22 protein-coding genes are annotated in these 21618 nt (G+C 70.8%); 12 read left to right on the forward strand and 10 right to left on the reverse strand.

Translation table 11 applies throughout. The annotated features are described in order from the left end of the window. Window positions 1-10: 10 nt before the first annotated feature. Both H9622_RS00255 and H9622_RS00260 read left to right on the forward strand, forming a co-directional pair. The gene (locus tag H9622_RS00255; RefSeq protein ID WP_191763114.1) at window positions 11-196 is read left to right on the forward strand and encodes a hypothetical protein; all 186 of its coding nucleotides are present in this window, start codon (window positions 11-13) and stop codon (window positions 194-196) included. Continuing rightward, entirely contained in the window at window positions 193-858 is a 666-nt protein-coding gene (locus H9622_RS00260) for a YrhK family protein (RefSeq protein WP_318246982.1), read from the forward strand. Before H9622_RS00255 ends, H9622_RS00260 begins: the two co-directional genes overlap by 4 nt. Before the next feature lie 61 nt (window positions 859-919). On the opposite strand, the gene H9622_RS00265 is transcribed toward H9622_RS00260, so the two are convergent. After that, window positions 920-2368, reverse strand: a complete 1449-nt coding sequence (locus H9622_RS00265; RefSeq protein WP_191763116.1) for a cation:dicarboxylate symporter family transporter — start codon at window positions 2366-2368, stop codon at window positions 920-922. A 146-nt stretch (window positions 2369-2514) separates the two neighbouring features. On the opposite strand from H9622_RS00265, the gene H9622_RS00270 reads away from it, so the two are divergent. The 3 genes from H9622_RS00270 to H9622_RS00280 are packed head-to-tail and all read left to right on the forward strand — an operon-like array spanning window position 2515 to window position 5317. Then, window positions 2515-3774, forward strand: coding sequence for a sensor histidine kinase (locus tag H9622_RS00270; protein WP_191763118.1), 1260 nt, complete (start codon window positions 2515-2517; stop codon window positions 3772-3774). Further along, the gene (locus tag H9622_RS00275; protein WP_191763120.1) at window positions 3771-4451 is read left to right on the forward strand and encodes a response regulator; all 681 of its coding nucleotides are present in this window, start codon (window positions 3771-3773) and stop codon (window positions 4449-4451) included. Before H9622_RS00270 ends, H9622_RS00275 begins: the two co-directional genes overlap by 4 nt. A gap of 35 nt (window positions 4452-4486) precedes the next feature. After that, window positions 4487-5317: a DNA/RNA non-specific endonuclease gene (locus H9622_RS00280; RefSeq protein WP_191763122.1), complete on the forward strand. Its 831-nt coding sequence runs from the start codon at window positions 4487-4489 to the stop codon at window positions 5315-5317. Window positions 5318-5319: 2 nt separating this feature from the next. On the opposite strand, the gene H9622_RS00285 is transcribed toward H9622_RS00280, so the two are convergent. The 4 genes from H9622_RS00285 to H9622_RS00300 all read right to left on the reverse strand — a co-directional run bounded on the left by H9622_RS00285 (window position 5320) and on the right by H9622_RS00300 (window position 9700). Further along, window positions 5320-5994, reverse strand: a complete 675-nt coding sequence (locus tag H9622_RS00285; RefSeq protein WP_191763123.1) for an FMN reductase — start codon at window positions 5992-5994, stop codon at window positions 5320-5322. Window position 5995: 1 nt separating this feature from the next. Beyond that, window positions 5996-7195, reverse strand: a complete 1200-nt coding sequence (locus H9622_RS00290) for an LLM class flavin-dependent oxidoreductase (protein WP_191765470.1) — start codon at window positions 7193-7195, stop codon at window positions 5996-5998. A gap of 157 nt (window positions 7196-7352) precedes the next feature. Then, complete coding sequence (locus H9622_RS00295) at window positions 7353-8234, reverse strand: alpha/beta fold hydrolase (RefSeq protein WP_191763125.1); 882 nt, start codon at window positions 8232-8234, stop codon at window positions 7353-7355. 11 nt (window positions 8235-8245) lie between these two features. Continuing rightward, window positions 8246-9700 carry a carboxylesterase/lipase family protein gene (locus tag H9622_RS00300; RefSeq protein WP_191763127.1) on the reverse strand — a complete coding sequence of 485 codons (1455 nt, stop codon included), beginning with the start codon at window positions 9698-9700 and terminating at the stop codon, window positions 8246-8248. A gap of 84 nt (window positions 9701-9784) precedes the next feature. Between H9622_RS00300 and H9622_RS00305 the strand changes: the two genes are divergently transcribed. The 3 genes from H9622_RS00305 to H9622_RS00315 all read left to right on the forward strand — a co-directional run bounded on the left by H9622_RS00305 (window position 9785) and on the right by H9622_RS00315 (window position 14331). Then, on the forward strand, window positions 9785-10984 hold the full coding sequence (locus H9622_RS00305) for an acyltransferase family protein (RefSeq protein WP_191763129.1): 1200 nt from the start codon (window positions 9785-9787) through the stop codon (window positions 10982-10984). Window positions 10985-11048: 64 nt separating this feature from the next. Continuing rightward, window positions 11049-13172, forward strand: coding sequence for a RecQ family ATP-dependent DNA helicase (locus H9622_RS00310; RefSeq protein WP_191763132.1), 2124 nt, complete (start codon window positions 11049-11051; stop codon window positions 13170-13172). Window positions 13173-13311: 139 nt separating this feature from the next. Further along, on the forward strand, window positions 13312-14331 hold the full coding sequence (locus H9622_RS00315; RefSeq protein WP_191763134.1) for an isopenicillin N synthase family dioxygenase: 1020 nt from the start codon (window positions 13312-13314) through the stop codon (window positions 14329-14331). A gap of 151 nt (window positions 14332-14482) precedes the next feature. Here H9622_RS00315 and rpsO read toward each other — a convergent pair whose 3' ends face one another. Then, on the reverse strand, window positions 14483-14752 hold the full coding sequence (gene rpsO / locus H9622_RS00320) for a 30S ribosomal protein S15 (protein ID WP_005048780.1): 270 nt from the start codon (window positions 14750-14752) through the stop codon (window positions 14483-14485). A 163-nt stretch (window positions 14753-14915) separates the two neighbouring features. On the opposite strand from rpsO, the gene H9622_RS00325 reads away from it, so the two are divergent. The 3 genes from H9622_RS00325 to H9622_RS00335 all read left to right on the forward strand — a co-directional run bounded on the left by H9622_RS00325 (window position 14916) and on the right by H9622_RS00335 (window position 17514). Next, complete coding sequence (locus H9622_RS00325; RefSeq protein WP_191763136.1) at window positions 14916-15137, forward strand: DUF167 domain-containing protein; 222 nt, start codon at window positions 14916-14918, stop codon at window positions 15135-15137. Next, window positions 15134-16444, forward strand: coding sequence for an MFS transporter (locus H9622_RS00330; protein WP_191763137.1), 1311 nt, complete (start codon window positions 15134-15136; stop codon window positions 16442-16444). Before H9622_RS00325 ends, H9622_RS00330 begins: the two co-directional genes overlap by 4 nt. A gap of 83 nt (window positions 16445-16527) precedes the next feature. Then, on the forward strand, window positions 16528-17514 hold the full coding sequence (locus H9622_RS00335) for a DMT family transporter (RefSeq protein WP_404802835.1): 987 nt from the start codon (window positions 16528-16530) through the stop codon (window positions 17512-17514). A 32-nt stretch (window positions 17515-17546) separates the two neighbouring features. Here the strand turns inward: H9622_RS00335 and H9622_RS00340 are convergent, their stop codons facing one another. From H9622_RS00340 to H9622_RS00350, 3 genes are all read right to left on the reverse strand, one after another. Next, window positions 17547-18113 (reverse strand): YceI family protein, encoded by a 567-nt coding sequence (locus H9622_RS00340; RefSeq protein ID WP_191763139.1) that lies wholly within the window; start codon window positions 18111-18113, stop codon window positions 17547-17549. Window positions 18114-18288: 175 nt separating this feature from the next. Next, the gene (locus tag H9622_RS00345) at window positions 18289-18657 is read right to left on the reverse strand and encodes an FKBP-type peptidyl-prolyl cis-trans isomerase (protein WP_191763148.1); all 369 of its coding nucleotides are present in this window, start codon (window positions 18655-18657) and stop codon (window positions 18289-18291) included. Window positions 18658-18853: 196 nt separating this feature from the next. Beyond that, complete coding sequence (locus H9622_RS00350; RefSeq protein WP_191763150.1) at window positions 18854-20071, reverse strand: PrsW family intramembrane metalloprotease; 1218 nt, start codon at window positions 20069-20071, stop codon at window positions 18854-18856. Between the two features lie 63 nt (window positions 20072-20134). Between H9622_RS00350 and H9622_RS00355 the strand changes: the two genes are divergently transcribed. Beyond that, window positions 20135-20998 (forward strand): fumarylacetoacetate hydrolase family protein, encoded by an 864-nt coding sequence (locus H9622_RS00355; RefSeq protein ID WP_191763152.1) that lies wholly within the window; start codon window positions 20135-20137, stop codon window positions 20996-20998. Window positions 20999-21081: 83 nt separating this feature from the next. Here H9622_RS00355 and H9622_RS00360 read toward each other — a convergent pair whose 3' ends face one another. Then, a complete protein-coding gene (locus H9622_RS00360) occupies window positions 21082-21582 on the reverse strand; it encodes a DUF4190 domain-containing protein (RefSeq protein ID WP_191763154.1) in 501 nt (166 codons plus the stop codon). Window positions 21583-21618 lie beyond the last annotated feature (36 nt).

The raw sequence follows: 21618 nt of genomic DNA on the forward strand, positions 1-21618 counted from the left end.
GGAGGTCGGCATGAGTGATTTCCGGGAGCGCATCCCCGACGACGAGCGCGACGTGCCGCTCGACGACGACACGGAGTTCGAGCTGCCGCCGGCCACGCTCGATCCGATGGAGTCCGTCGAGGACCAGATGGACGAACTCGACCTCGAGGAGCGCGAATCAGCGATCGAGTCGGGCGAGCTCGATCCCGGGGCGTGAGCGGCGGCCCCGACCGGGTCACGCGCCTGCGGCGTGAGGCCTGGGGCTTCGCGATCGGCTCGCTGTGCTTCCTTGCCGGCTCGCTGCCGTTCTACGCGGACTGGGCGGGGACCGTCTGGACCAACGTCACCTTCTTCGTCGGATCGATCTTCTTCACGCTCGCCGCGCTCATCCAGCTGGTGCTGAGCGGTCGCCGCCCACCGCGGGGCGACACGAATCGCGCCGACCGAGCCGACTGGTGGGCCGCGGCGATCCAGTTCGCCGGCACCCTGCTGTTCAACGTCTCCACGCTGGGCGCTCTGCTGGCGGCGATCGCCCGACCCGACGCCGTCGGGGTGGGGTGGCGGCCCGATGCATGGGGCTCGGCGGCGTTCCTGATCTCGAGCGCGCTCGGGGTGGCGGCCACGCGGGAGCGCGAGCGGCTGTGGGACCGCGATGCGCGAACGTGGCACGGCACGGGCCTCAACATGCTCGGCTCCATCGCGTTCGGCGTGTCGGCAGTGGCGGCGTACGTGGTGCCTTCCACCGGCGACCTCGTCAGCGAGCGGTGGACGAACCTCGGCACGGCGATCGGGGCGATCTGCTTCTTCACCGCAGCGGTGCTCTCGCGCCGCGAGATCCCTGCGACGGACTCCGCACTCCGAGTCCCCGGTCAGCGCTAGGCCGCCCGGACGGCCGTGAGCCCGCCTGCGCACGCGCGCAGACGGGCCCCGGCGGGTCAACTCAGCGGCTGAGCAGCTCGCGCTGCCGAGACCGCTCCTCCTTCGCCCCCGCCTCGGCGACGGCGGCCTCCTCCAGGCCTTGCAGGCCGACCGCGCCCGCATCCTCGGACATGCCGTCGTGGTCGTCGCCCGAGAGCGTGGTCTCGTCGAAGGGCAGCTCGCCGGCGAGCACTCGGCGGGCGCGCGACGCGTCGAACTCCTTCGTCCACGTGCCGATGAGGACCGTGGCGACGGCGTTGCCGGTGAAGTTGGTGAGCGCGCGGCCCTCCGACATGAAGCGGTCGATGCCCACGATGACGCCGACGCCGTTGACCAGATCGGGACGGTACGCCTGCAGTCCGCCCGCGAGCGTCGCCAGACCCGCTCCGGTCACTCCGGCCGCACCCTTCGACGCGATGATCATGAAGACCAGCAGCCCGATCTGCTCGCCGATCGACATCGGAGCGCCCATGCCGCTCGCGATGAACAGCGATGCCATGGTCAGGTAGATCGCCGTTCCGTCCAGGTTGAACGAGTAGCCGGTGGGAACGGTGATGCCCACGACCGGCTTGGAGACGCCGAGGTGCTCCATCTTCGCGATGAGGCGGGGCAGCGCCGACTCCGAGGACGACGTGCCGACGATCAGCAGGTACTCGCGGGCCAGGTACTTCACCAGGCTGAAGATGTTCACTCGCGTGACTGCGTAGAGCAGGGTGCCCAGCACGCCGACGATGAAGACGACGCAGGTGATGTAGAACGCGATCATGAGGGTGCCCAGCGCCCAGATCGCGGCGACGCCGGTGTTGCCGACGACCGCGGCGATCGCGCCGAACGCGCCGATCGGCGCGAGCCACAGGATCATGCCCAGGATGCGGAAGACGAGCGCCTGCAGGTGCTTGACGGCGTTCATGATCGGCTCGCCCTTCGCGCCCATCTGCTGCAGCGCGAAGCCGACGAGGAGCGCGATGAAGAGCACCTGCAGAACGCTCTCGCCGATGAACGCCGAGAAGAACGTGGTGGGGATGATGCCGAGGATGAACTCCTGCGTCGTCTTGGCTTCGGCGACCGCCTCGTAGGTCGAATCGGCCATGTTCAGGCCCTCGCCGGGGTGCAGGAGGTTGCCGACCACGAGCCCGATCGCGAGCGCGAAGGTCGACATGACCATGAAGTACAGCAGCGCCAGCCCGCCGATCTTGCCGACTGTGGCCGCCTTCGCGATCGACCCGACCCCGACCACGATCGTGCAGAAGATGATCGGGGCGATCATCATCTTGATCAGTCCGACGAACGCCTCGCCCAGGGGCTTCAGCGCCACGCCGACCTCGGGCCAGACGAGGCCCACGATCGCGCCCAGCACGACCGCGATGATCACGGAGACATAGAGCCACGTGTGCTTGTCCCACGACCGCTTGCCGCGCCTCCAGTTGAAGCCGGGCAGTGTGAACGAAGTTGTCCGTGTGGAAAGAGCCATCATCGCCTCCTGGTGAAACGTCGTTGTCCAGATCCGGCGGGCATCGGTCCTGCCGGTGACACCAGGGTGCGGCGCGTCGCGGGTTGCGACGAGTTGTGGTCGTATTGGTCGCAGCGGATGCCGCGCCATCCGCATGAGGAGGACTCTTGGGCGAGGCGACCCCGCAGGGCAGCGCCGCTTCGCGCGTCTTCCTCGTGGTCGTGGTGTCGGTGGCGGCGCTGGTGGCGGTGCTCGCCGTGGTGCTGATCCTCGACGCCCAGCGCGCCGCCCGCACCGAGGCGGAGGAGGTCACGCGCGCCGTGGCAGAGTCTCTCGCCGTGATGCCGCAGGTCATGTCGGACGTGACCGGGGCCGAGGCATCCGCTCGTCTTCAACCGGTCGCCGTCGATGTCATGGAGCACGCGCACGTCGACTTCGTGACGATCATGACGTCGGACGGCGTGCGCGTGACGCACCGGGATCCGGCCGAGATCGGACGCGCGTACATCGGCACCATCCCCGGATCCGCCGTGACGGCGACCGAGGAGTACACCGGCACGCTCGGCCCGTCGGTGCGCACGATCGCGCCCATCCTGCGTGACGGCGACGTGGTGGGCTGGGTCGCGGTGGGTGTGACGATCGGCAGTATCGCGTCGGACATCGTGCCCCGCCTGCCGTTCGTCGTGTCGATCACCCTCGCGGTGCTCGCGGCCGGCCTGCTGGGCGCGGTCCTCGCCCGCCAGACCACACGCCGCGTGGCCGGCGACCTCCCCGCGGGCACCATCCGCGACGCCGTCGCCTCGTACGAGTCGATGCGGACGCTCGGCGAGGCGCTTCGAGCGCAGACCCACGAGCACGGGAACCGCATGCACACGGCCGTGTCCCTGCTCGAGCTCGGGCGCACGCAGGAGGCGATCGACCTGCTCACCGAGACCTCGCGACAGAGCCAGGTGCTCGTGGACCAGGTCGCCGCGGGCCGGCTCGGCGATCCGACGGTGGGCGCGCTGCTCCTCGGCAAGTCCGCACAGGCACGCGAGCGCGGCGTCGAGTGGAGCGCCGACATCGATCCTGAGGCGCCGCGCAGCCCGCTGTCGCCCGTCGACGCCGTGTCGGTCGTGGGCAACCTCATCGACAACGCCCTCGACGCCGCGGCGGCCGGTGACCCACCCCGCTGGGTCCGCGTGGAGTTCACGGCGGCGGACGACGGCCGTCTGCGGATCGCCGTGTCCGACAGCGGAGAGGGGGTGCGGGACGAGCTCGCCGAGCGCGTGTTCGAGCACGGGTTCTCGACCAAGCCGGCGGGGACGGAGGGGCGCGGCGTGGGGTTGGCCCTGGTGCGCTCCATCGTCGACGGCGCGGGTGGGACGGTCCGGATCTCCGCCGACCCGACCGCATTCACCGTCACGCTTCCGGCGGGGTCGCCGTGATCCGCGTTCTCCTCGTCGACGATGACGCGCTGACGCTCGAGCTGCATCGGTCCTACATCGAGCGGCTCGACGGCTTCGGGGTGACCGGAGAGTGCACAGGCGCGCGCGCCGCGATCACCGCGCTCGTCGACCGCGGTGACGACTTCGACCTCGTGCTGCTCGACATCACGATGCCGGACGGCACCGGGGTCGACGTGCTGCGCCGGGTCCGCGCGCGCGGCGCACGGGTCGACGTCGTGGCGATCACCGGCGTGCGCGACGCCGAGGTCGTGCGCACGATGGTCGGGCTGGGGGTCGCCCAGTACCTGGTGAAGCCATTCACCTTCGCGACGTTCCGGGAGCGCATGGAGCAGTACCGCGAGTTCCGCCGTCGTGCGGAGCAGGCCGCCGGCACCGCGACCCAGAGCGAGATCGATGCCCTGCTCGGCGCCCTGCGCCCTGCGACCTCGGTCGCGCTTCCCAAGGGCCTCTCGTCGGCGACGCTCGAGCGTGTGACCCAGGACGTACGGGAGAACGGACCGGTGTCGGCGGGAGAGGCGGCGCAGCGGCTCGGGATCTCCCGCGTGTCGGCGCGACGCTACCTCGAGCACCTCGCAGCGGTGGGACGCGTGGCGCGCTCGCCGCGCTACGGGACACCGGGGCGGCCCGAATCGGAGTACGCGTGGAGCGGGGGGTAGCCCCCGATGTCGGCGGCGCACGTCAGGATGGACCCGTGGCGAACGCGACCCCGACCGGCTACGACGACGACTTCCTCGGCATCCCGCTCCCGCTCCCCCGCCCTGTCGGCGACACAGCCGTGCGGGCGCTGACCTACCCGAGATTCACCGTGCTGCTCGCGCCGCAGCGCCGCCTCGCCGCGGTCACCGGCGTCAACATCGACGGCGCGACGCTGCGCGATGTCGCGCGCACCGGAGAGTGGCACCTCGACGCGCGAGTCCCCGCCGCGGAGCAGGCGGGGCCGTCGGTGTACGCCGACAACGACCTCGACCGCGGCCACCTCGTGCGTCGGCGCGACCCGGGGTGGGGCACGGCCGCCGAGGCCCGCGCAGCCACCGAGGCGACCTTCGTGTACACGAACGCCGCCCCTCAGGCGGGTGCGTTCAATCAGTCGAAAGAGCTGTGGCTCGGGCTCGAAGACCACGTTCTGGCCTACGCCGACACCGCCGATCACCGGGTCAGCGTGTTCACTGCGCCGGTGCTGGCGCCCGAGGATCCCGAGTACCGCGGAGTGCAGATCCCCCGTCGGTTCTTCAAGGTCGCGGCCTGGGCGGCGTCGGGTGACGCCGACCCCCGACTGCTCCGCCTCGAGGCTGCGGGTTTCGTGCTCGACCAGTCCGACCTGATCGACACGTCGCAGGGAGCCCTCGCCGTGTCGAGACTCGGCGGCTTCCGCACCTTCCAGGTGCCGATCGCCGACATCGAGGCCCTGACCGACGTCGACTTCGGGCCGCTCGTCGACGCGGACGTGCTGCAGCCGGTCGCGGTGCGCGGAGAGAGCGCGTGGCGCCCCCTCCGCACAGCCGACGACGTCGTGCTCGGCTGAGGCTACTCCCCGGCCAGGCCGCCGAGGAGATGCCCGAAGGATCGGCCCTCGCCGAGGTAGTTCGCGGGGTCGAACGGGTCCTCGTTCCTGGCCGGCTCGCGGCGCGCGATGGCGTCTGCCAGCTCGCGCGCGCCACGATCGACCCGCTCGCCCAGCGGCGCGACCTGGTCGCCTGCGGCGCCCCAGTCGCTCGACGCGGCGAACACGCCCGTCGAGACCGGCTCGGCGTGGAGGTAGGTGAACAGCGGCCGGATGGCGTAGTCGATCGCGAGCGAGTGCCGGGCGGTTCCGGCGTTCGCGCCGATGAGCACCGGCTTGCCCGTGAGCGCGTCGGGGTCGAGCACGTCGATGAACGACTTGAACAGGCCCGAGTAGCTCGTCGAGAAGATCGGCGTCACGGCGATGACCGCATCAGCGGAGACGACCGCGTTCACCATCGACTCGAGGGCCGGCGGCGCGAAGCCGGTGAGCAGGTTGTTGGTGATGTCGTGCGCGTAGTCGCGCAGCTCGAACACGTCGACCTCCGCCGCGATGTCGCGCGCGGCGAGCTCCTTCACGGTCGCGGACGCCAGGCGATCGGCCAGCAGCCGGGTCGACGAGGGGTTGGACAGGCCGGCCGAGACGACGGCGACGCGGCGGGCTGCGCGCGACGCGGCTGCTCCAGCACCTGAGGTCATGTCACGCCTCCTTCCGGCCGAGGCCGAACGCGGCGCCCGCGGGCGCCGGGGTGTCCTGGTAGGGGCTGTCGCCGACCAGGTTGTCGCCGCGGTTCGCGCCGGGCACCGCCTGGCGCGGCGCCGCGTCGCCGTAGGCCGCCATGACCAGACCGGCGTGGGTCGGGGCATCCGGAACCTGCGCCGGGCGATTCTGCGCGAGCTCCTTGCGGAGCACCGGCACGACCTCGCCGCCGAGGATGTCGAGCTGCTCGAGCACCGCCTTGAGCGGCAGTCCCGCGTGGTCGATGAGGAACAGCTGGCGCTGGTAATCGCCGTAGTAGTCGCGCATCGCCGCGTAGCGGTCGATGACCTGCTGCGGCGAGCCGACGGTCAGCGGGGTCATCTCGCTGAAGTCCTCCAGCGACGGCCCGTGGCCGTACACCGGTGCGTTGTCGAAGTACGGGCGGAACTGCGACACGGCGTCCTGCGACTTCGCCGACATGTACACCTGGCCGCCCAGGCCGACGATCGCCTGCTCCGGCGTGCCGTGCCCGTAGTGGGCGTAGCGCTGGCGGTACAGCGCGATGAGGCGCTGGTAGTGCTCCTTGGGCCAGAAGATGTTGTTCGCGAAGAAGCCGTCGCCGTAGTAGGCGGCCTGCTCGGCGATCTCAGGGGTGCGGATCGAGCCGTGCCACACGAACGGCGCGACGCCGTCCAGCGGACGGGGCGTCGAGGTGAAGCCCTGCAGCGGCGTGCGGAACTGGCCCTCCCAGTCCACGACGTCCTCGCGCCACAGGCGGTGGAGCAGGTTGTAGTTCTCGATCGCGAGCGGCAGTCCCTGGCGGATGTCCTTGCCGAACCACGGGTAGACCGGGCCGGTGTTGCCGCGGCCGAGCATGAGGTCGACACGTCCGCCCGAGACGTGCTGCAGCATCGCGAAGTCCTCGGCGATCTTCACCGGGTCGTTCGTGGTGATGAGGGTGGTCGCGGTCGAGAGCACCAGGCGCTCGGTCTGCGCGGCGATGTACGCGAGCGTCGTCGTGGGCGACGAGGACCAGAACGGCGGGTTGTGGTGCTCACCCAGCGCGAAGACGTCGAGACCGACCTCCTCCGCGTGCTTGGCCACGGTGATGGTGTTGCGGATCTTCTCCGCCTCGCTCGGGGTGGTCCCGTTCGTCGGGTCCTCGGTGATGTCGCTCACCGTGAAGATGCCGAACTGCATCCCCGGCCACGTGGTGCTCTCGCTCACGATCTCTCCGCTTCTGCGCCCTGCCGGGATCTCCGGCGCCGGACGGTTCTATGCAAATGAATGTATCTCGTGCAACGTGTGCGCCTCCAGGTTATTCCCGAGCGGATGCCGCGGCTCGGCCGGTCGCTGCTCAGGAGCCCGTGAACAACGCGATCATGTCGCGCACGAGCTGATGCGGGGCGGTCTCGCACGGCGCGTGACCGGTCGGGTACACCGTCATCCGCGCTCCGATGCGGTCGGCGTAGGCGGCGTGCTGCTCGGTCGGCCAGAGGTCCTGCTCGCCCACCGCGATCAGCTTCGGGATGCCGACGCGGGCCACGTCGTCGGCGATGTCGGGCATCGTCATCATGAGCGCGACGACGTCGTCGATCACCGGCCGGCCGGTCACGGTCATCCGCTCCCGCACGAACTGGATGCGCAGCGGCGGCGTGCGATTGAGGTTGTAGCGGATGCCCCACAGGATGAGCCCGGCGGCGCGGTGGGGCGGCATGTCGGAGATGGGTCCGATGTGCTTCACACCGCGGAAGACCTGCCCGGTAGCGGGCGGCGCCGCCATGAGCGTGAGACTGGCGAACAGCTCGGGGCGCTCGGCGAGCGCGAGCTCGGCGAGCAGGCCCGCGAAGCTGTAGCCGAGCACATGCACCGGGCCGGGTCCGTCCTCGAGCACGGCGATGAGGTCGTCGAGGAACAGCCGGTAGTCGTAGTGGTCGCGGGGCGGATCGAGGTTCTGCGGACCCGCGCCGGCCGACTGATAATGTCCGGCGAGATCGTAGGACTCGACGCGGTACCCGGCGGCCGCGAAGAGCGGGAAGAGCCGGACGAAATCCTCCTTCGACCCCGCGACGCCCGAGACGAGCAGCACGCGCGGCGCTTCGGCGGAGCCGAGGCGCACACGCGCGAGCCCGCCGCTGGGCGCGGCGAAGGTGTCGCGCTCCGTGCCGTCGGGGAACACCCGCCAGTCGATGTCGGGGATGTCGCGGTCCTGGGCGCGTGCCTCGTCGGTCGTGGTCATCGCGCGGCAGACTACCGCTCCGGGAGGCCCGCGAGCTCGTCCTGACGCGGCGCGTAGTCGATGTGCCCGCCATCGGCGTCGAACGCCTGCACCGGCCTGCGCGCCGACCAGCGCTCCCAGCCGGGGTCGCCGTCGCGGATGAACGACACCCACGCGCCGTGCATGGCGTCGGCGAGCGCGCGCGGTCCGTCGGTTCCGCCGAGGGCGATGGCGTCGGGGGTGTCGAGCCGGTCGAACACGAACCCGAGCTCCATCGCGTGGGCGGCGCCGAGTCCGTCGACGGGGCTCTGCCAGCGGAACTCGTACACCCACGTGGGAGCGGCGCCCTCGATCCGGCCGTCGGCGAAGCGCGTGGTCGGTCCACGCAGCAGCATGTCGGTCATGACCTCGCCCAGCAGCTCGCCGGGAGTGGCGCCGGGACGACGACGGCGGTGCGCGTCGATGATCCTCTTCGGCACGCGAGCGGCGAGCCGGGCGAGCGTGAGGGTGGCCGTGGTGATCCGGTCGACGGTTCCACCGGGGACGAACCACAGGCGGTACTCCTCACTGGTCGAGCCGATCAGGACCGGGATTCCGCGTCCCGCGCCGCTCCGCAGTGCGGCGAGCGGATCCGACGGCACGGCCGCACCACCGATCGCGAGCGCGACCGACGGACCACGGCCGAGCGGCGACGCGCCCGCCGAGACGGCGGTCTGGGCGGCGGCGAGGTCGTCCGGCGCGACACCGGCGAATCCTTCGCGTGTGGCTGGTACGCCGAGGCGCTTCGCGATCGCACGCGACATGCGGCCGGCTCTCTTGGGCGGCTGAGCCGACAGCGGGCCGCTCTGCAGGACGGCCTGATCGAACAGCTCCGCCGCGCGCGGCAGGGCGAGCAGTGCGGTGAGGGTGTTCGCGCCGGCGGACTGGCCCATCGCCGTCACGCGGCCGGGGTCGCCGCCGAACACGGCGATCTCCCGGCGCACCCAGCGCAGCGCGGCCTGCTGGTCGAGCACGCCGAGGTTCTGCGGCACGCCGTCGAGCACCGCGAAGCCCTCCTGTCCGAGCCGGTACTGCACGGACACGTACACGATGCCGTGGCGCGCGAACGACGCGCCGTCGTAGATCGGCAGCGCCGCCGATCCGCGGGTCAGCGCGCCGCCGTGGACGTAGACGACGACCGGCAGCGGTTCGCGCTCGGCGTGATCGGACGGCGTCCACACGTTGACGGTCAGCGCGTCGGCACCCGGGATCTCGACGGACGGGAGGTAGGGGGCGAGCGCCGGCGGATAGACCGTCTGCGGCGCTGTGGGGCCGAAGGCCGAGGCATCCCGTTCCCCCTCCCACGCGGCGGGAGGAGCCGGTTCGCGGAAGCGGAGCCGTCCGGCCGGAGGCGCCGCGTACGGGATGCCGAGGAACCGATCGATGCCGTTCTGCCGCACGCCGCGCAGGCGTCCGCTCGAGATGGACAGGACAGGGGAATCGGGCATTCCACGCTCCTCGGCGTCATCGCTCGCTCTCCCGGCCGCGCACCGGCGCAGGGCGAGACCCCCAGGATAGGGTGGCAACGCGCCATGACCGATCACGCGAACGCCTCCGACGCGGCCTCCACCGCTCCCCCGCTGACCGGGAGCACCGCCATCGTGCGCGCCAAGCGGCGGACGCCCTTCTGGGACAACGCCCGCTTCGCCTGCATCGTGCTGGTCGTGCTCGGTCACGCCGTGCAGCGGCTGACCTACGACTCCGACATCGCACTCGGCCTGTATCTGCTGATCTACGCGTTCCACATGCCGGCCTTCGCGATCATCTCGGGCTACTTCTCGAAGTCGGATCCGCCCAACCGCCGCCAGATGGCGCGCGTCGTCACCGACATCCTCCTGCCCTACTTCATCTTCGAGGGTCTGTGGACGCTCACGAAGTGGATCGTCGAAGGCAGCGCCAACCCGAACCTCACCCAGCCGTCGTGGACGCTGTGGTTCCTCCTGGCCCTCGGCATCTTCCGCCTCGTGCTGCCGTACCTCGCGCTGCTGCGGTGGCCGCTGCTGTGGACCGTGGCGATCTCGATCGGCGCCGGCTATCTGCCGAACATCGACTCGACGTTCTCGCTCTCGCGCACGCTCGGCCTTCTGCCGTTCTTCACCCTCGGCTGGTGGCTCCGCGAGCACGACGTCGTGGAGCGCTTCGGGCTGCTCGCGCGACGCCGCTGGGGCGTAACGGTCGCGGCGGTGGCGGTGTTCGCGATGGCGGGGTGGTCGGCCTGGTTCTTCGTCGACGGCTGGCGGGCGATGAACCTGCGCGAGTGGCTCTTCTACGACGACAACTACGCGGCGCTCGGCGGCACCGAGTGGTGGGCGGGCGGCGTGCGGCTCGCGCTCATGGCGGTCGCGATCGTGCTCAGCGCCGCGTTCTTCGCGCTGCTCCCGCGCGGGACCCACTGGTGGACGCACTTCGGGCAGTACACGATGTACGTCTACCTCCTGCATTCGTTCGTGCTCTACCCGTTCCGCGAGTCAGGCGTGCTGCGCGACCTCGAGCCGACGTGGCTGTGGCTGCCGATCGTCATCGTCGCCTCGGTGCTCATCGCACTCGGCCTGGCGACCCGGCCCGTGCGGCGCGTGTTCCGGCCGCTCGTCGAGCCACGGCCCGCGTGGCTGTTCGCCGATCGCGCCCTCGCCGGACTCGAGGGGCGCCGCAGCGACCCGACCGGATCTCGCCGCCCGCGGGAGGAGCCGAAGCCCGTGCGCCCGCGTCCCGATCCCCGGCAGAACGGGTGACGCGCGTCCGCAGGCGGAGGCCGCCGATGCGCGCGACGTCGGTCCCGCCGGGTACGGTCGCGGAGTGAGCGACGACACGACCGACGACCTGCACACCGAGGCTCTGGCGGCCCTCCGCCGGCTCGTCGATCGCGACGACGCAACCTTCCACGACGGCCAGTTCGAGGCGATCGACGCGCTCGTGCGCGGTCGTTCGCGCGCGCTCGTCGTGCAGCGCACCGGGTGGGGGAAGTCGGCGGTGTACTTCGTCGCGACGCTGCTGCTGCGCCGCCGAGGCGCCGGCCCCACGATCCTCGTCTCGCCGCTGCTCGCCCTCATGCGCGACCAGGTCTCCGCGGCCGAGCGCGCGGGGGTGCGCGCCGCGAGCATCAACTCCGCCAACCCGCTGGAGTGGGACGACGTGCTGTCGCGGCTGCACGCCGACGAGCTCGACGTGCTGCTGGTCAGCCCCGAGCGCCTCAACAATCCGCGCTTCCGGGACGAGCAGCTCCCGGCCCTCATCGCGCGCGTCGGGCTGCTCGTCGTCGACGAGGCGCACTGCATCTCGGACTGGGGCCACGACTTCCGTCCCGACTACCGTCGGCTCCGTGACCTCATCGCCGGCATGCCCGGCGACGTGCCCGTGCTGGCCACCACCGCCACGGCCAACGAGCGCGTCGTGCACGACGTCGAGGAGCAGCTCGGCGCCGGGGGCGCGGGCGTGCTCACGATCCGCGGTCCGCTGGCGCGCGCGTCGCTGCGGCTGGGTGTGCTGAGACTGCCGGATGCCGCGGCCCGCCTCGCCTGGCTGCTCAGCCACCTCGGCGACCTGCCCGGCAGCGGCATCATCTACACGCTCACGGTGTCGGCCGCCGAAGACACCGCCCGACTGCTGCGCGAGGCCGGCCACGAGGTGCGCGCATACACGGGCCAGACCGATCCCGCGGAACGCGAAGAGTCGGAGCGTCTGCTGAAGGAGAACCGCCTCAAGGCGCTGGTCGCCACGAGCGCCCTCGGCATGGGCTTCGACAAGCCCGACCTCGGCTTCGTCATCCACGTCGGTGCGCCGTCGACGCCCGTGGCGTACTACCAGCAGGTCGGCCGCGCCGGCCGCGCCACGGAACGAGCCGACGTGCTGCTCCTCCCCGGGCCCGAGGATGCCGCGATCTGGCAGTACTTCGCGACCGCCTCGATGCCCGATGAAGTGAAAGCGGCCGCCGTGCTCGACGAGCTCGCCCACGAGGGTGGCCCGCTCTCGACGGTCGCGCTCGAGGCGCGCGTCGACATCCGCCGCAGCCGGCTCGAGCTGCTGCTCAAGGTGCTCGACGTGGACGGGGCGGTCGATCGCGTGCAGGGCGGCTGGGTGTCGTCCGGCGCCTCGTGGACCTACGACGCGGAGCGCTACGGACGGATCGCCGACGCGCGCACGCGCGAGCAGCAGTCCATGATCGAGTACGAGACGACGTCGGAGTGCCGCATGGAGTTCCTCCAGCGCTCCCTCGACGACCCCGCCGCCGCGCCGTGCGGACGTTGCGACAACTGCACGTCGCCCTGGTACCCGATCGATGTCGACCCGGCCACCACGGCCACCGCCGGCGCCGCCATGGACCGCGTGGGCGTGCTGGTCGAGCCGCGCGCGCAGTGGCCGAGCGGCATGGCCAGGCTCGGGCTCGAGCTGCGCGGCAACATCGCCCGTGACGAGCGTCTCGAGCCGGGCCGGGCGCTCGCGCGCCTGACCGACCTCGGCTGGGGTGGGCCGCTGCGCGCGCTCTTCGCCCCCGGCGCTCCCGACACCGAGGTCTCACCGGCGATGGCGGCCGCCTGCGTGCGCGTTCTCGCGGAGTGGGACTGGGCGGCCCGGCCGGCCGCAGTCGTCGCGATGCCGTCGCGCACGCACCCGCGCCTGGTGGGGTCGCTCGCCCGCACGATCGCCGAGGTGGGCAGGCTGCCGCTGCTCGGCTCGCTGGAACTCACCGGGTCGGGTCCGGGCGGCAACGGCGGGAACAGCGCCTACCGTCTCGCCGGTGTCGCGGAGAGCTTCGTCGTCGGTCCGGCGCTGAGGTCTGCGGTCGCCGGCCTCGAGGGCGCCCCGATCCTCCTCGTCGACGATCTCGTCGACAGCCGCTGGTCGCTCACTGTCGCCGGTCGCCTGCTGCACCAGGCGGGTGCCGGGCCGGTGCTGCCGTTCGTGCTGGCCGCGCGCGCCTGACGCGCTGCCGCCGGCGTGCGCCGACACAGGCATCGCCACACGCGCCGCTCGACGGCGTGAGGTCCGGTCGTCGAGGGAGGGCGTGGTCATCGACTGCAACAAAGAAGCGGATGCCGCGGCATCCGCTTACTCTCGGCACATGAGCGACCTCACCCTGCCGATCCTCGATCTGTCCCAGCTCGACGAGGGCCCCGAGGCGGCCGCCCGATTCCGCGACGACCTGCGGGCGGCGACGCACGAGGTCGGGTTCTTCTATCTCACGGGCACGGGAATCACGCCGGAGCTCGAGGGACGCCTGCACCAGGCGGCGCGCGATTTCTTCGCACTCCCCGAAGCCGACAAGCTCGCCATCGAGAACGTCAAGAGCCCGCACTTCCGCGGATACACGCGCATCGGCGGCGAGCGCACGCAGGGCAAGGTCGACTGGCGCGAGCAGATCGACATCGGCCCCGAGCGCGAGACGGTCGCCAACCCGAGCGCGGCCGACTTCTTCCGTCTCGTCGGGCCGAACCTCTGGCCCGAGGCTCAGCCCGAACTGCGCGAGGTCGCGTCGGAGTGGCACGACCACCTGTCCGGTGTCGCCCGCAAGCTGCTCCGTGCCTGGGCACTGTCACTGGGCGCGCCCGAGAGCTACTTCGACGAGCACTTCGGCGAACCTTCGACGCTGATCAAGATCGTGCGCTACCCCGGCAAGGAGGACCCGACTCCCCAGCAGGGTGTCGGCGCTCACAAGGACTCCGGTGTGCTCACGCTGCTGTGGGTCGAACCGGGCAAGGGCGGCCTGCAGGTGCAGCGCGATGGCAAGTGGGTCGACGCGCCGCCGGTGCCGGGTGCGTTCGTCGTCAACATCGGCGAGCTGCTCGAGTACGCGACGCAGGGCTACCTCGTCGCGACGAACCACCGGGTGATCTCGCCGGCCTACCCGGACGACCGCATCTCGGTGCCGTTCTTCTTCAACCCGGCCCTCGACAAGCGCCTGCCGCTGATCGACCTGCCGCCCGAGCTCGCGGCGGAGGCGCGCGGAGTCACCCAGGATCCGGCGAACCCCATCCACGCGCTCTACGGCGAGAACGCGCTCAAGTCGCGGCTGCGCGCGCACCCCGACGTGGCCGAGATCCACCACGCCGATCTTCTGGCAGCCCGCGCCGCCTCAGCGTGACAGCATCCGCTCACCTGTCACGATGTGCCACCCCGTCGAGCGCATCGTGACAGGTGAGGAGAGCACCCTCCGGGAATGACGAAGGCCTCCCCACACCGTGGGGAGGCCTTCCAAGAATGTTTTGCGCGATTGAACGCTGGTTCGCTCTGCCTTATCGACGCAGACCGAGGCGCTCGATGAGCGAGCGGTAACGGTTGATGTCGATGTCCTGGAGGTAACCCAGGAGACGGCGGCGCTGACCGACGAGCAGGAACAGCCCACGACGCGAGTGGTGGTCGTGCTTGTGCTCCTTGAGGTGCTCGGTGAGGTCCTTGATGCGCTGCGTCAGCATCGCGACCTGCACCTCGGGGGATCCGGTGTCACCGGGGTGCGTCGCGTACTCTTCGATGATCGCCTTCTTGACGTCTGCTTCCAGTGCCATAAAGTGATCCCCTTTCTCGTCGTTGCGCGGTGCCCGACGCCTGATGCGTGAGCTCTCTTTATCCGCGGCCGATCAAACGGCAACCTCACGAGTCTACCAGCCGCAAAGACCAGGACGGTACGGGGACGGACGCGCACTCCGTCCGCCGGGTTAGCCTCGAAGGATGCAGTACACCGTCCGCGTCAAACCCGGCAGCCGACGCGGACCGCTGGTCGAGGCATCCGACGACGCTCTCATCGTCTACGTGCGCGAGCGCGCCGTGGACGGCGCCGCCAACGACGGTGTCGTGCGGGCGCTCGCCGAGCACTTCGGTGTGCCGCGCAGCGGCGTGACGATCCTCCGCGGCCACACCGCGCGCATCAAGCGCGTCGAGGTCGACGAGTGAGCGACACGGAGCGCCGCAGCCACTTCATCGATCTGAGCCCGTTCCGCGAGAGCCCGGCGTTCACGCGGATGTGGATCGGCTCCACGCTCGCGGGCCTCGGCGGCCAGCTCACGATCGTGGCGATCATGCTGCAGATGTACCACCTCACCGGATCGACCTTCGCGGTGGCGATGATCGCCGTCGCCGGACTGGTGCCCATGGTCGTCGCGGGCATCTACGGCGGCATGCTCGCCGACGCGTTCGACCGCCGCGCGGTCGCGCTGATCGCGGCGACCATCACGTTCGGCTCCACCGCGCTGCTGGCAGGGCTCACGTGGGCGCAGCTCGAGACGGTCTGGTGGCTCTACGCCCTGAGCGTCGTCAATTCCTCGGCCAACTCGATCGTCATGGCGACGCGCCAGGCGATCGTGCCGCGCCTCCTCCCCCGGCGGCTCCTGCCCGCGGCGTCGGCTCTCGGCGGCATCACGGTCGGGATCATGGTCATGGCCGGCCCCGCGCTGGCGGGCGTCCTCGTGGCACTGACCGGATACGCCTGGACGTACACCCTCGACGTGGTGCTCATGCTGTCGCTGTTCCTCGGACTCTGGACGCTCCCGAAGCTGCGCCCGGAAGGCGAGACGGTGCGCCCGGGCATCGAGTCGCTGCGTGACGGCTGGCGGTTCCTTCGGCGGGCGTCGAACATCCGCCTGCAGTTCATCCTCGACATCATCGCGATGACGTTCGGGCAGCCGCTGGCGCTCTTCCCCGCCATCGGCGCCGTGCTGCTGGGCGGTGGTCCGATCACGACCGGCGTGCTCACGGCGTCCGTCGCCGTCGGTGCGTTCGGCTCGAGCCTGTTCTCGGGCCGCGTCGGCGCGGTGCGGCATCAGGGGCTCGGCATCGAGCGGGCGATCCTGGTGTACGGCGCGTCCATCGTCGCCCTTGGCCTCGTGCTCGGCGCGGCAGCGCTGGGCTGGTTCGCCCCCGCCGGCGTCGACGCACAGACACCCAACCTCGTGCTCATCGTGCTGGCGTGCCTCGTGCTCGCCGTGTCGGGCGCCTCCGACAACGTCAGCTCGATCTTCCGCAACACGATGGTGCAGGCGGCCGTGCCCGACGCCATCCGCGGGCGTCTGCAGGGCGTCTTCATCGTCGTCGTCGCGGGAGGACCGCGCCTGGGGGCCCTGTACGCCGGCACTCTCGCCACGCTCACGGCGCTGTGGTTCCCGCCACTCCTCGGAGGCTTCGTCATCGTCGGTCTGGTCGCGAGCCTGGTGCGGCTCAGCCCGCGGTTCCGGGCCTACGACGCCGAGAACCCGGTGCCGTAGCCGAACGGCCGCACACCGGCGGATTTCGGACGTCGCACCGGTACAGCGGGTTCGACGTCGACGCGCGAGCGTACCGTGAAGCCGTGACCACGACACGGACGATGCCCATGGCGCGCGAGAGCGGCCCGCCCTCGGCGCGCTGGATCACCGTCCAATTCGTGCTCGCGGGCATCGTGTGGGGCGCGAGCTTCCTGTTCATGAAGGTGGCGCTCACGGGCATCTCACCCGCGCAGGTCGCCTGGACGCGCATCCTCCTCGGTGCGCTCACGCTGGGCGCGCTCGTGCTGCTGCGGCGTGAGGCGCTCTCGCGCAGCCTGCGCGTGTGGGGTCATCTGACCGTCCTAGGGCTGACGTTCTGCGTCGTGCCGTTCCTGCTCTTCTCGTGGGCGCAGCAGCACGTGAGCTCGGGCGTCGCGAGCATCTTCAACGCGACGACCCCGATCATGACGGCGATCATGGCGTGGCTCGTCTTCCGCGTCGAGAAGCTCAAGCTGCTGCAGGTGCTCGGCATCGGCGTCGGCATCCTGGGCGTGATCGTCATCATCGCGCCGTGGCAGGGAATCTCGCTCGACGGAAGCCTGGTGGCGGAGCTCGCGATCCTCGGCGCGACGGCGAGCTACGGCTTCAGCTTCGCCTACATGCGCCGGTTCGTCTCGAACACGGGGATGTCGGCGCTGGCCTTCACATTCGGCTACATCGCCATGGCAGGCGTCGTGATGACCCTGCTCACACCGTTCCTCGTCCTCACGCCCGTCCAGCTCGATCTGCCGATCATCGTCAGTCTCGTGCTGCTCGGATGCCTGGGCACGGGCATCGCCTACGTCTGGAACCAGAACACCGTCCGCGCGTGGGGTCCGACGCGGGCGTCGACCGTGACGTATATCACTCCCGTGGTCGGCGTGATCCTCGGCATCCTGATCCTCGGCGAGACCATCTCGTGGAACGAACCGCTCGGCGCGCTCGTCGTGTTCCTCGGCATCCTGCTCGCCCAGGATCGGCTGCGTGTCGGGCGACGCGGACACGCCGAAGGGGCGACGGCCGCAGCCCCCGCCCCTTCGATCTCACGCTGAACGCTCCGGCCCCGGGTGGCCGGACGACGAGTTCAGTCCTGCTGGAGTGCGCCCTGCAGGTCGAGCGTGATCGTGATGTCCTTGCCTACGAGCACGCCGCCGGTCTCGAGCGCGGCGTTCCAGGTCAGGCCGAACTCCTCCCGGTTGACGACGGTCTTGGCGGTGGCGCCGGCCTTGTAGTTGCCCCACGGGTCGGTGCCGAAGCCGCCGAACTCGAAGTCGAACGTGACGGGCTTGGTGATGCCGCGGATGGTCAGGTCGCCGTCGACGAGAAAGTCGCCGTTCTCGACGCGGGCGCCGGTCGAGCGGAACTCCATGGTCGGGTGGTTCTCGACGTCGAAGAAGTCGGCCGAGCGGAGGTGGTTGTCGCGTCCCTCGTCCTTGGTGTCGACCGAGGTCACGTCGACGCTGGCCTCGACCTTGGCGTCGAGGGGGTTCTCAGGGGCGATGAGCGTGGCGCTCTTCATGCCGAACGTGCCGCGCACCTTCGAGATCATCATGTGGCGCACGCTGAAGGTGACCTCGCTGTGCGAAGGGTCGAGCACCCAGGTGCCGGTCTTGTAGCCGGGGACGTCGAGCGTGGTGGCGGTGTCGGTCATGGTGATCCTTCGTGTCGATGGGTCGCGGTCTGCGACGGGCATACGAGGTCCAACGCCACCGTCATGTCGATCTATTCCAATGAATACAGATTTCTTCAGGGACCGGGGCGGGCGCGTGGAAACACGAGGGGCGGATGCCGCAGCATCCGCCCCTCTTCGGCTGTCGTCGAGCGACTCAGCCGACCGAGATGAGATCGATGATGAAGACGAGCGTCTTCCCACCGAGGAAGTGGCCGCCCGCAGGGCCGTAGGCGAGGTGCGGCGGGATCACGAGCTCGCGGCGACCGCCCTCCTTCATGCCGGGGATGCCGTCCTGCCAGCCCTGGATGAGTCCGCGGAGCGGGAACTGGATGCTCTCGCCGCGGTTCCACGACGAGTCGAACTCCTCGCCGGACTCGTACTCGACACCGGCGTAGTGGACGGTGACGGTGTCGCCGGGCTTGGCCTCGGCTCCATCGCCCACGATGAGGTCGCGGATGACGAGCTCGGTGGGGGCGGGGCCTTCGGGGGCGTCGAACTCGGGCTTGGTGCGGTCGTCAGTCATGTGTCCATCCAACCCGAGCGGGTCCGCCGGGTCAACGCGAGCGCGCGGCGTGGGAGGAGCCGGAGGCGCCCGCACAAGACTCAGCGCTCGGTGTCGCGGCGATGCCTGCGTAACGACCGAGCGCTGAGTTGATCTGCCCCCAGGATGCAGGGGGCCCCGCGAACATGTCAAGACCCCGCTCCCGGACACGCCGGTTCTACGGCGCGAACAGGGCGGCGCGCGCCGACGTCGCCCTGTGCAGCAGCATCCGCTCGTCTTCCGCGGCGTGAGGATCGCGGCCGCTGATGGCGCGCTGGCGGGCCGCGGCGAGCGCGGTCGCGTCGGCGATGAACTCCTTCATGAGGCGGGTGCGGTCGCCGCGCAGCGTCCCCGCCCAGGCGAGGCCGGCCCTGCGACCGGCTCCGGTCGCGAGCATGTCGGCCTCCTGCGCGGTGAACCAGCCGGCCTCGGCGTACTCGCCCAGCCGACGCCGGGTGAGCCGCGACTCCTCGCGGCGGAGGGCGATGATCCCGAGGATGAAGCCGACGAACAGCGGCACCTGCAGGGTCACGTAGAGCGCCCAGAAGTCGCCCAGCACCGCCGATCCGTTCCACAGCGCGTGCAGCACCGTGGCGCCGATCATGCCGACGATCCACGGCCCGATCGCGCGTCCGGCGCTCGCGCCGCGGCGGGCGGCCAGGCCGAGCGCGAAGCCCGTGACGCTCGTGAACATCACGTGCGCGAACGGCGAGAGGATGCCGCGCATGAAGAACGTCACGGTCGTGTCGGCGGCCCCGCCCTCGAGGAAGCTCACGGCGAAGTACTGGATGTTCTCGGTGAAGGCGAACCCCGCGCCGATGAGCGCGCCGTAGACGATTCCGTCGACGGGCCCGTCGAACGCCCGCCGGGCGGTCACGAAGATGATGTAGACGCCGAGACCCTTGCCGAACTCCTCGACGATCGGCGCCTGCACGATGGCCGACAGCGCATCGGCCGCAGGCGTCGAGGCGGGACCGAACACCATCGAAAGCACCAGGTCCACGCCGAGGGCGATGGCCACCGCCGCGATCGCGCCCCAGGCGACGGCGAAGACGACGAGGCCGGCCGGCTCGGGCTCCCACCGGTCGACGATCCGCACCGCGAGGAGCACGCCGGCGAGGGGGACGAGGGCGAGGATCATTCCGATGAGGGATGCCGCAGGCCCGAGCGCATTGAGGAAGTAGGCGATCAGCGCCACGAGCAGGACCACGAGCAGGCCGCCGATCCAGATCGGCGCCGTGCGGCCTCGCCGCGGCGACACCGGCAGCGCGGCGGGCGAGCTCGTCGCCGCGGGGATCAGCGCCGGCGCCGCGTGCCGCGGCTGGGCGAGGGCGGACGGGAAGTCCGGCGGCGTCAGGCCGGGTCGCTCGGGCGCATGGCCGTGGTCGTGCGTCATGCGCACAGCCTAGGGTGCGCTCGGGCCGGGGAGCGGCGCCGCCCGGCGGGGTAGGTTGGAGGGATGCGTTTCGCCCATGTGCTCCCGCCTGGGTCGGACGACCCCCGGCTCGTACTCGTGGACGGCGAAGACGCCGTGCTCGTCGAGGACCTCTTCGACGGCGCGCCGCGCTATCTGGAAGAGCTGATCGCCGGCGGCGGCGACCTCCTCGCGCGCGTGCGGGACGCGGCTCCCGGCGCCACCCGCGTTCCTCTCGCCGGGCAGCGGTACGCTTCGGCGCTGCTCACTCCCCCGGTCATCCTCGCGATCGGCCTCAACTACGCCGCCCACTCGAGCGAGCTGGGGCTCAAGACCGACTCGAACCCGACCGTCTTCGTGCTGTGGCCCAACTCCCTGACCGGTCACGACGGCACCACCACCTGGCCCCGGTCGCTCAGCGAATCCATCGACTACGAGGCCGAGCTCGGCGTCATCATCGGTACGCCGGCGAAGGACGTCTCGGCCGATGAGGCCCTCGACCACGTGTGGGGCTACACCGTCGTCAACGACATCACCGCGCGCGACATCCAGTACTCCGAGGCGCAATGGTCGCGCTGCAAGTCGTTCGACGGCTTCACGCCCACCGGCCCGTTCGTCGTGACGGCCGATGAGATCCCCGACCCGCAGGACCTCCACATCTGGACCGTGCTCGATGGCCATACGATGCAGGACGCCTCCACGGGGCAGATGGTGCGGACCGTCGCGACACTCATCGCGCATCTGTCGAAGTCGGTGACCCTGCTGCCCGGGACGCTGATCTCGACGGGCTCGCCCGGCGGCGCGGGCTACTCGCGCGACCCGCAGGTGTTCCTCCGCGACCGTTCAACCGTCACGGTCGGCATCGACGGAATCGGCGCGCTCACCACGCACTGCCGCATCCTCGACTGACCCGCATCCCGCAACCGACGCGCATGCCGCAACCGACGGTGCCCCCTCCCGTGCGCGGGAGGGGGCACCGTCGTAGAACAGGTCTAGCGGTTGATGTCCGAGCACTCGACGGGGAGGCCGCGAACGGTCACGGTGCCCTCGAAGCCGACTGCCTGGCACGCTTGGAACGCCTCGGTGCCGAACGTGATCAACGGGATGAAGATCGCGAAGAACAGGATCACGCCGACCACCATCAGCACCGCGCTGATGATGATCGCGGCAAGTGCCCAGCCGTTCTTGTGGCCGGCCTTGCGGCTCTGGACGAGCGCGACGATGCCCAGGATCAGCGCGATCAGCTGCACGAAGAACGACAGGATGAACGCGACGATGCCCATCGTGCGGCCCGGGATCGTGGCGGAAGCGGGGGCTCCGTAGGGCGCCTGCGGCGCCGGTGCGTACTGCGGCTGCCCGTACGCCTCCTGCGGCGGCTGTCCGTAGGACGGCGGCTGCCCGTAGGCGGGGGCGGGCGGAGGATTGGTCGAGTAGCCCGGGGGCGGGGGCGGGACGCTGCCGTCGCCCGGTGCGGGGCTCTGCGGATCGGTCATGTCATTCCTCTCGTGGGGACTCGGGATGACGGTACC

The sequence above is a fragment of the Microbacterium gallinarum genome, assembly GCF_014837165.1.
Classification (GTDB): domain Bacteria; phylum Actinomycetota; class Actinomycetes; order Actinomycetales; family Microbacteriaceae; genus Microbacterium; species Microbacterium gallinarum.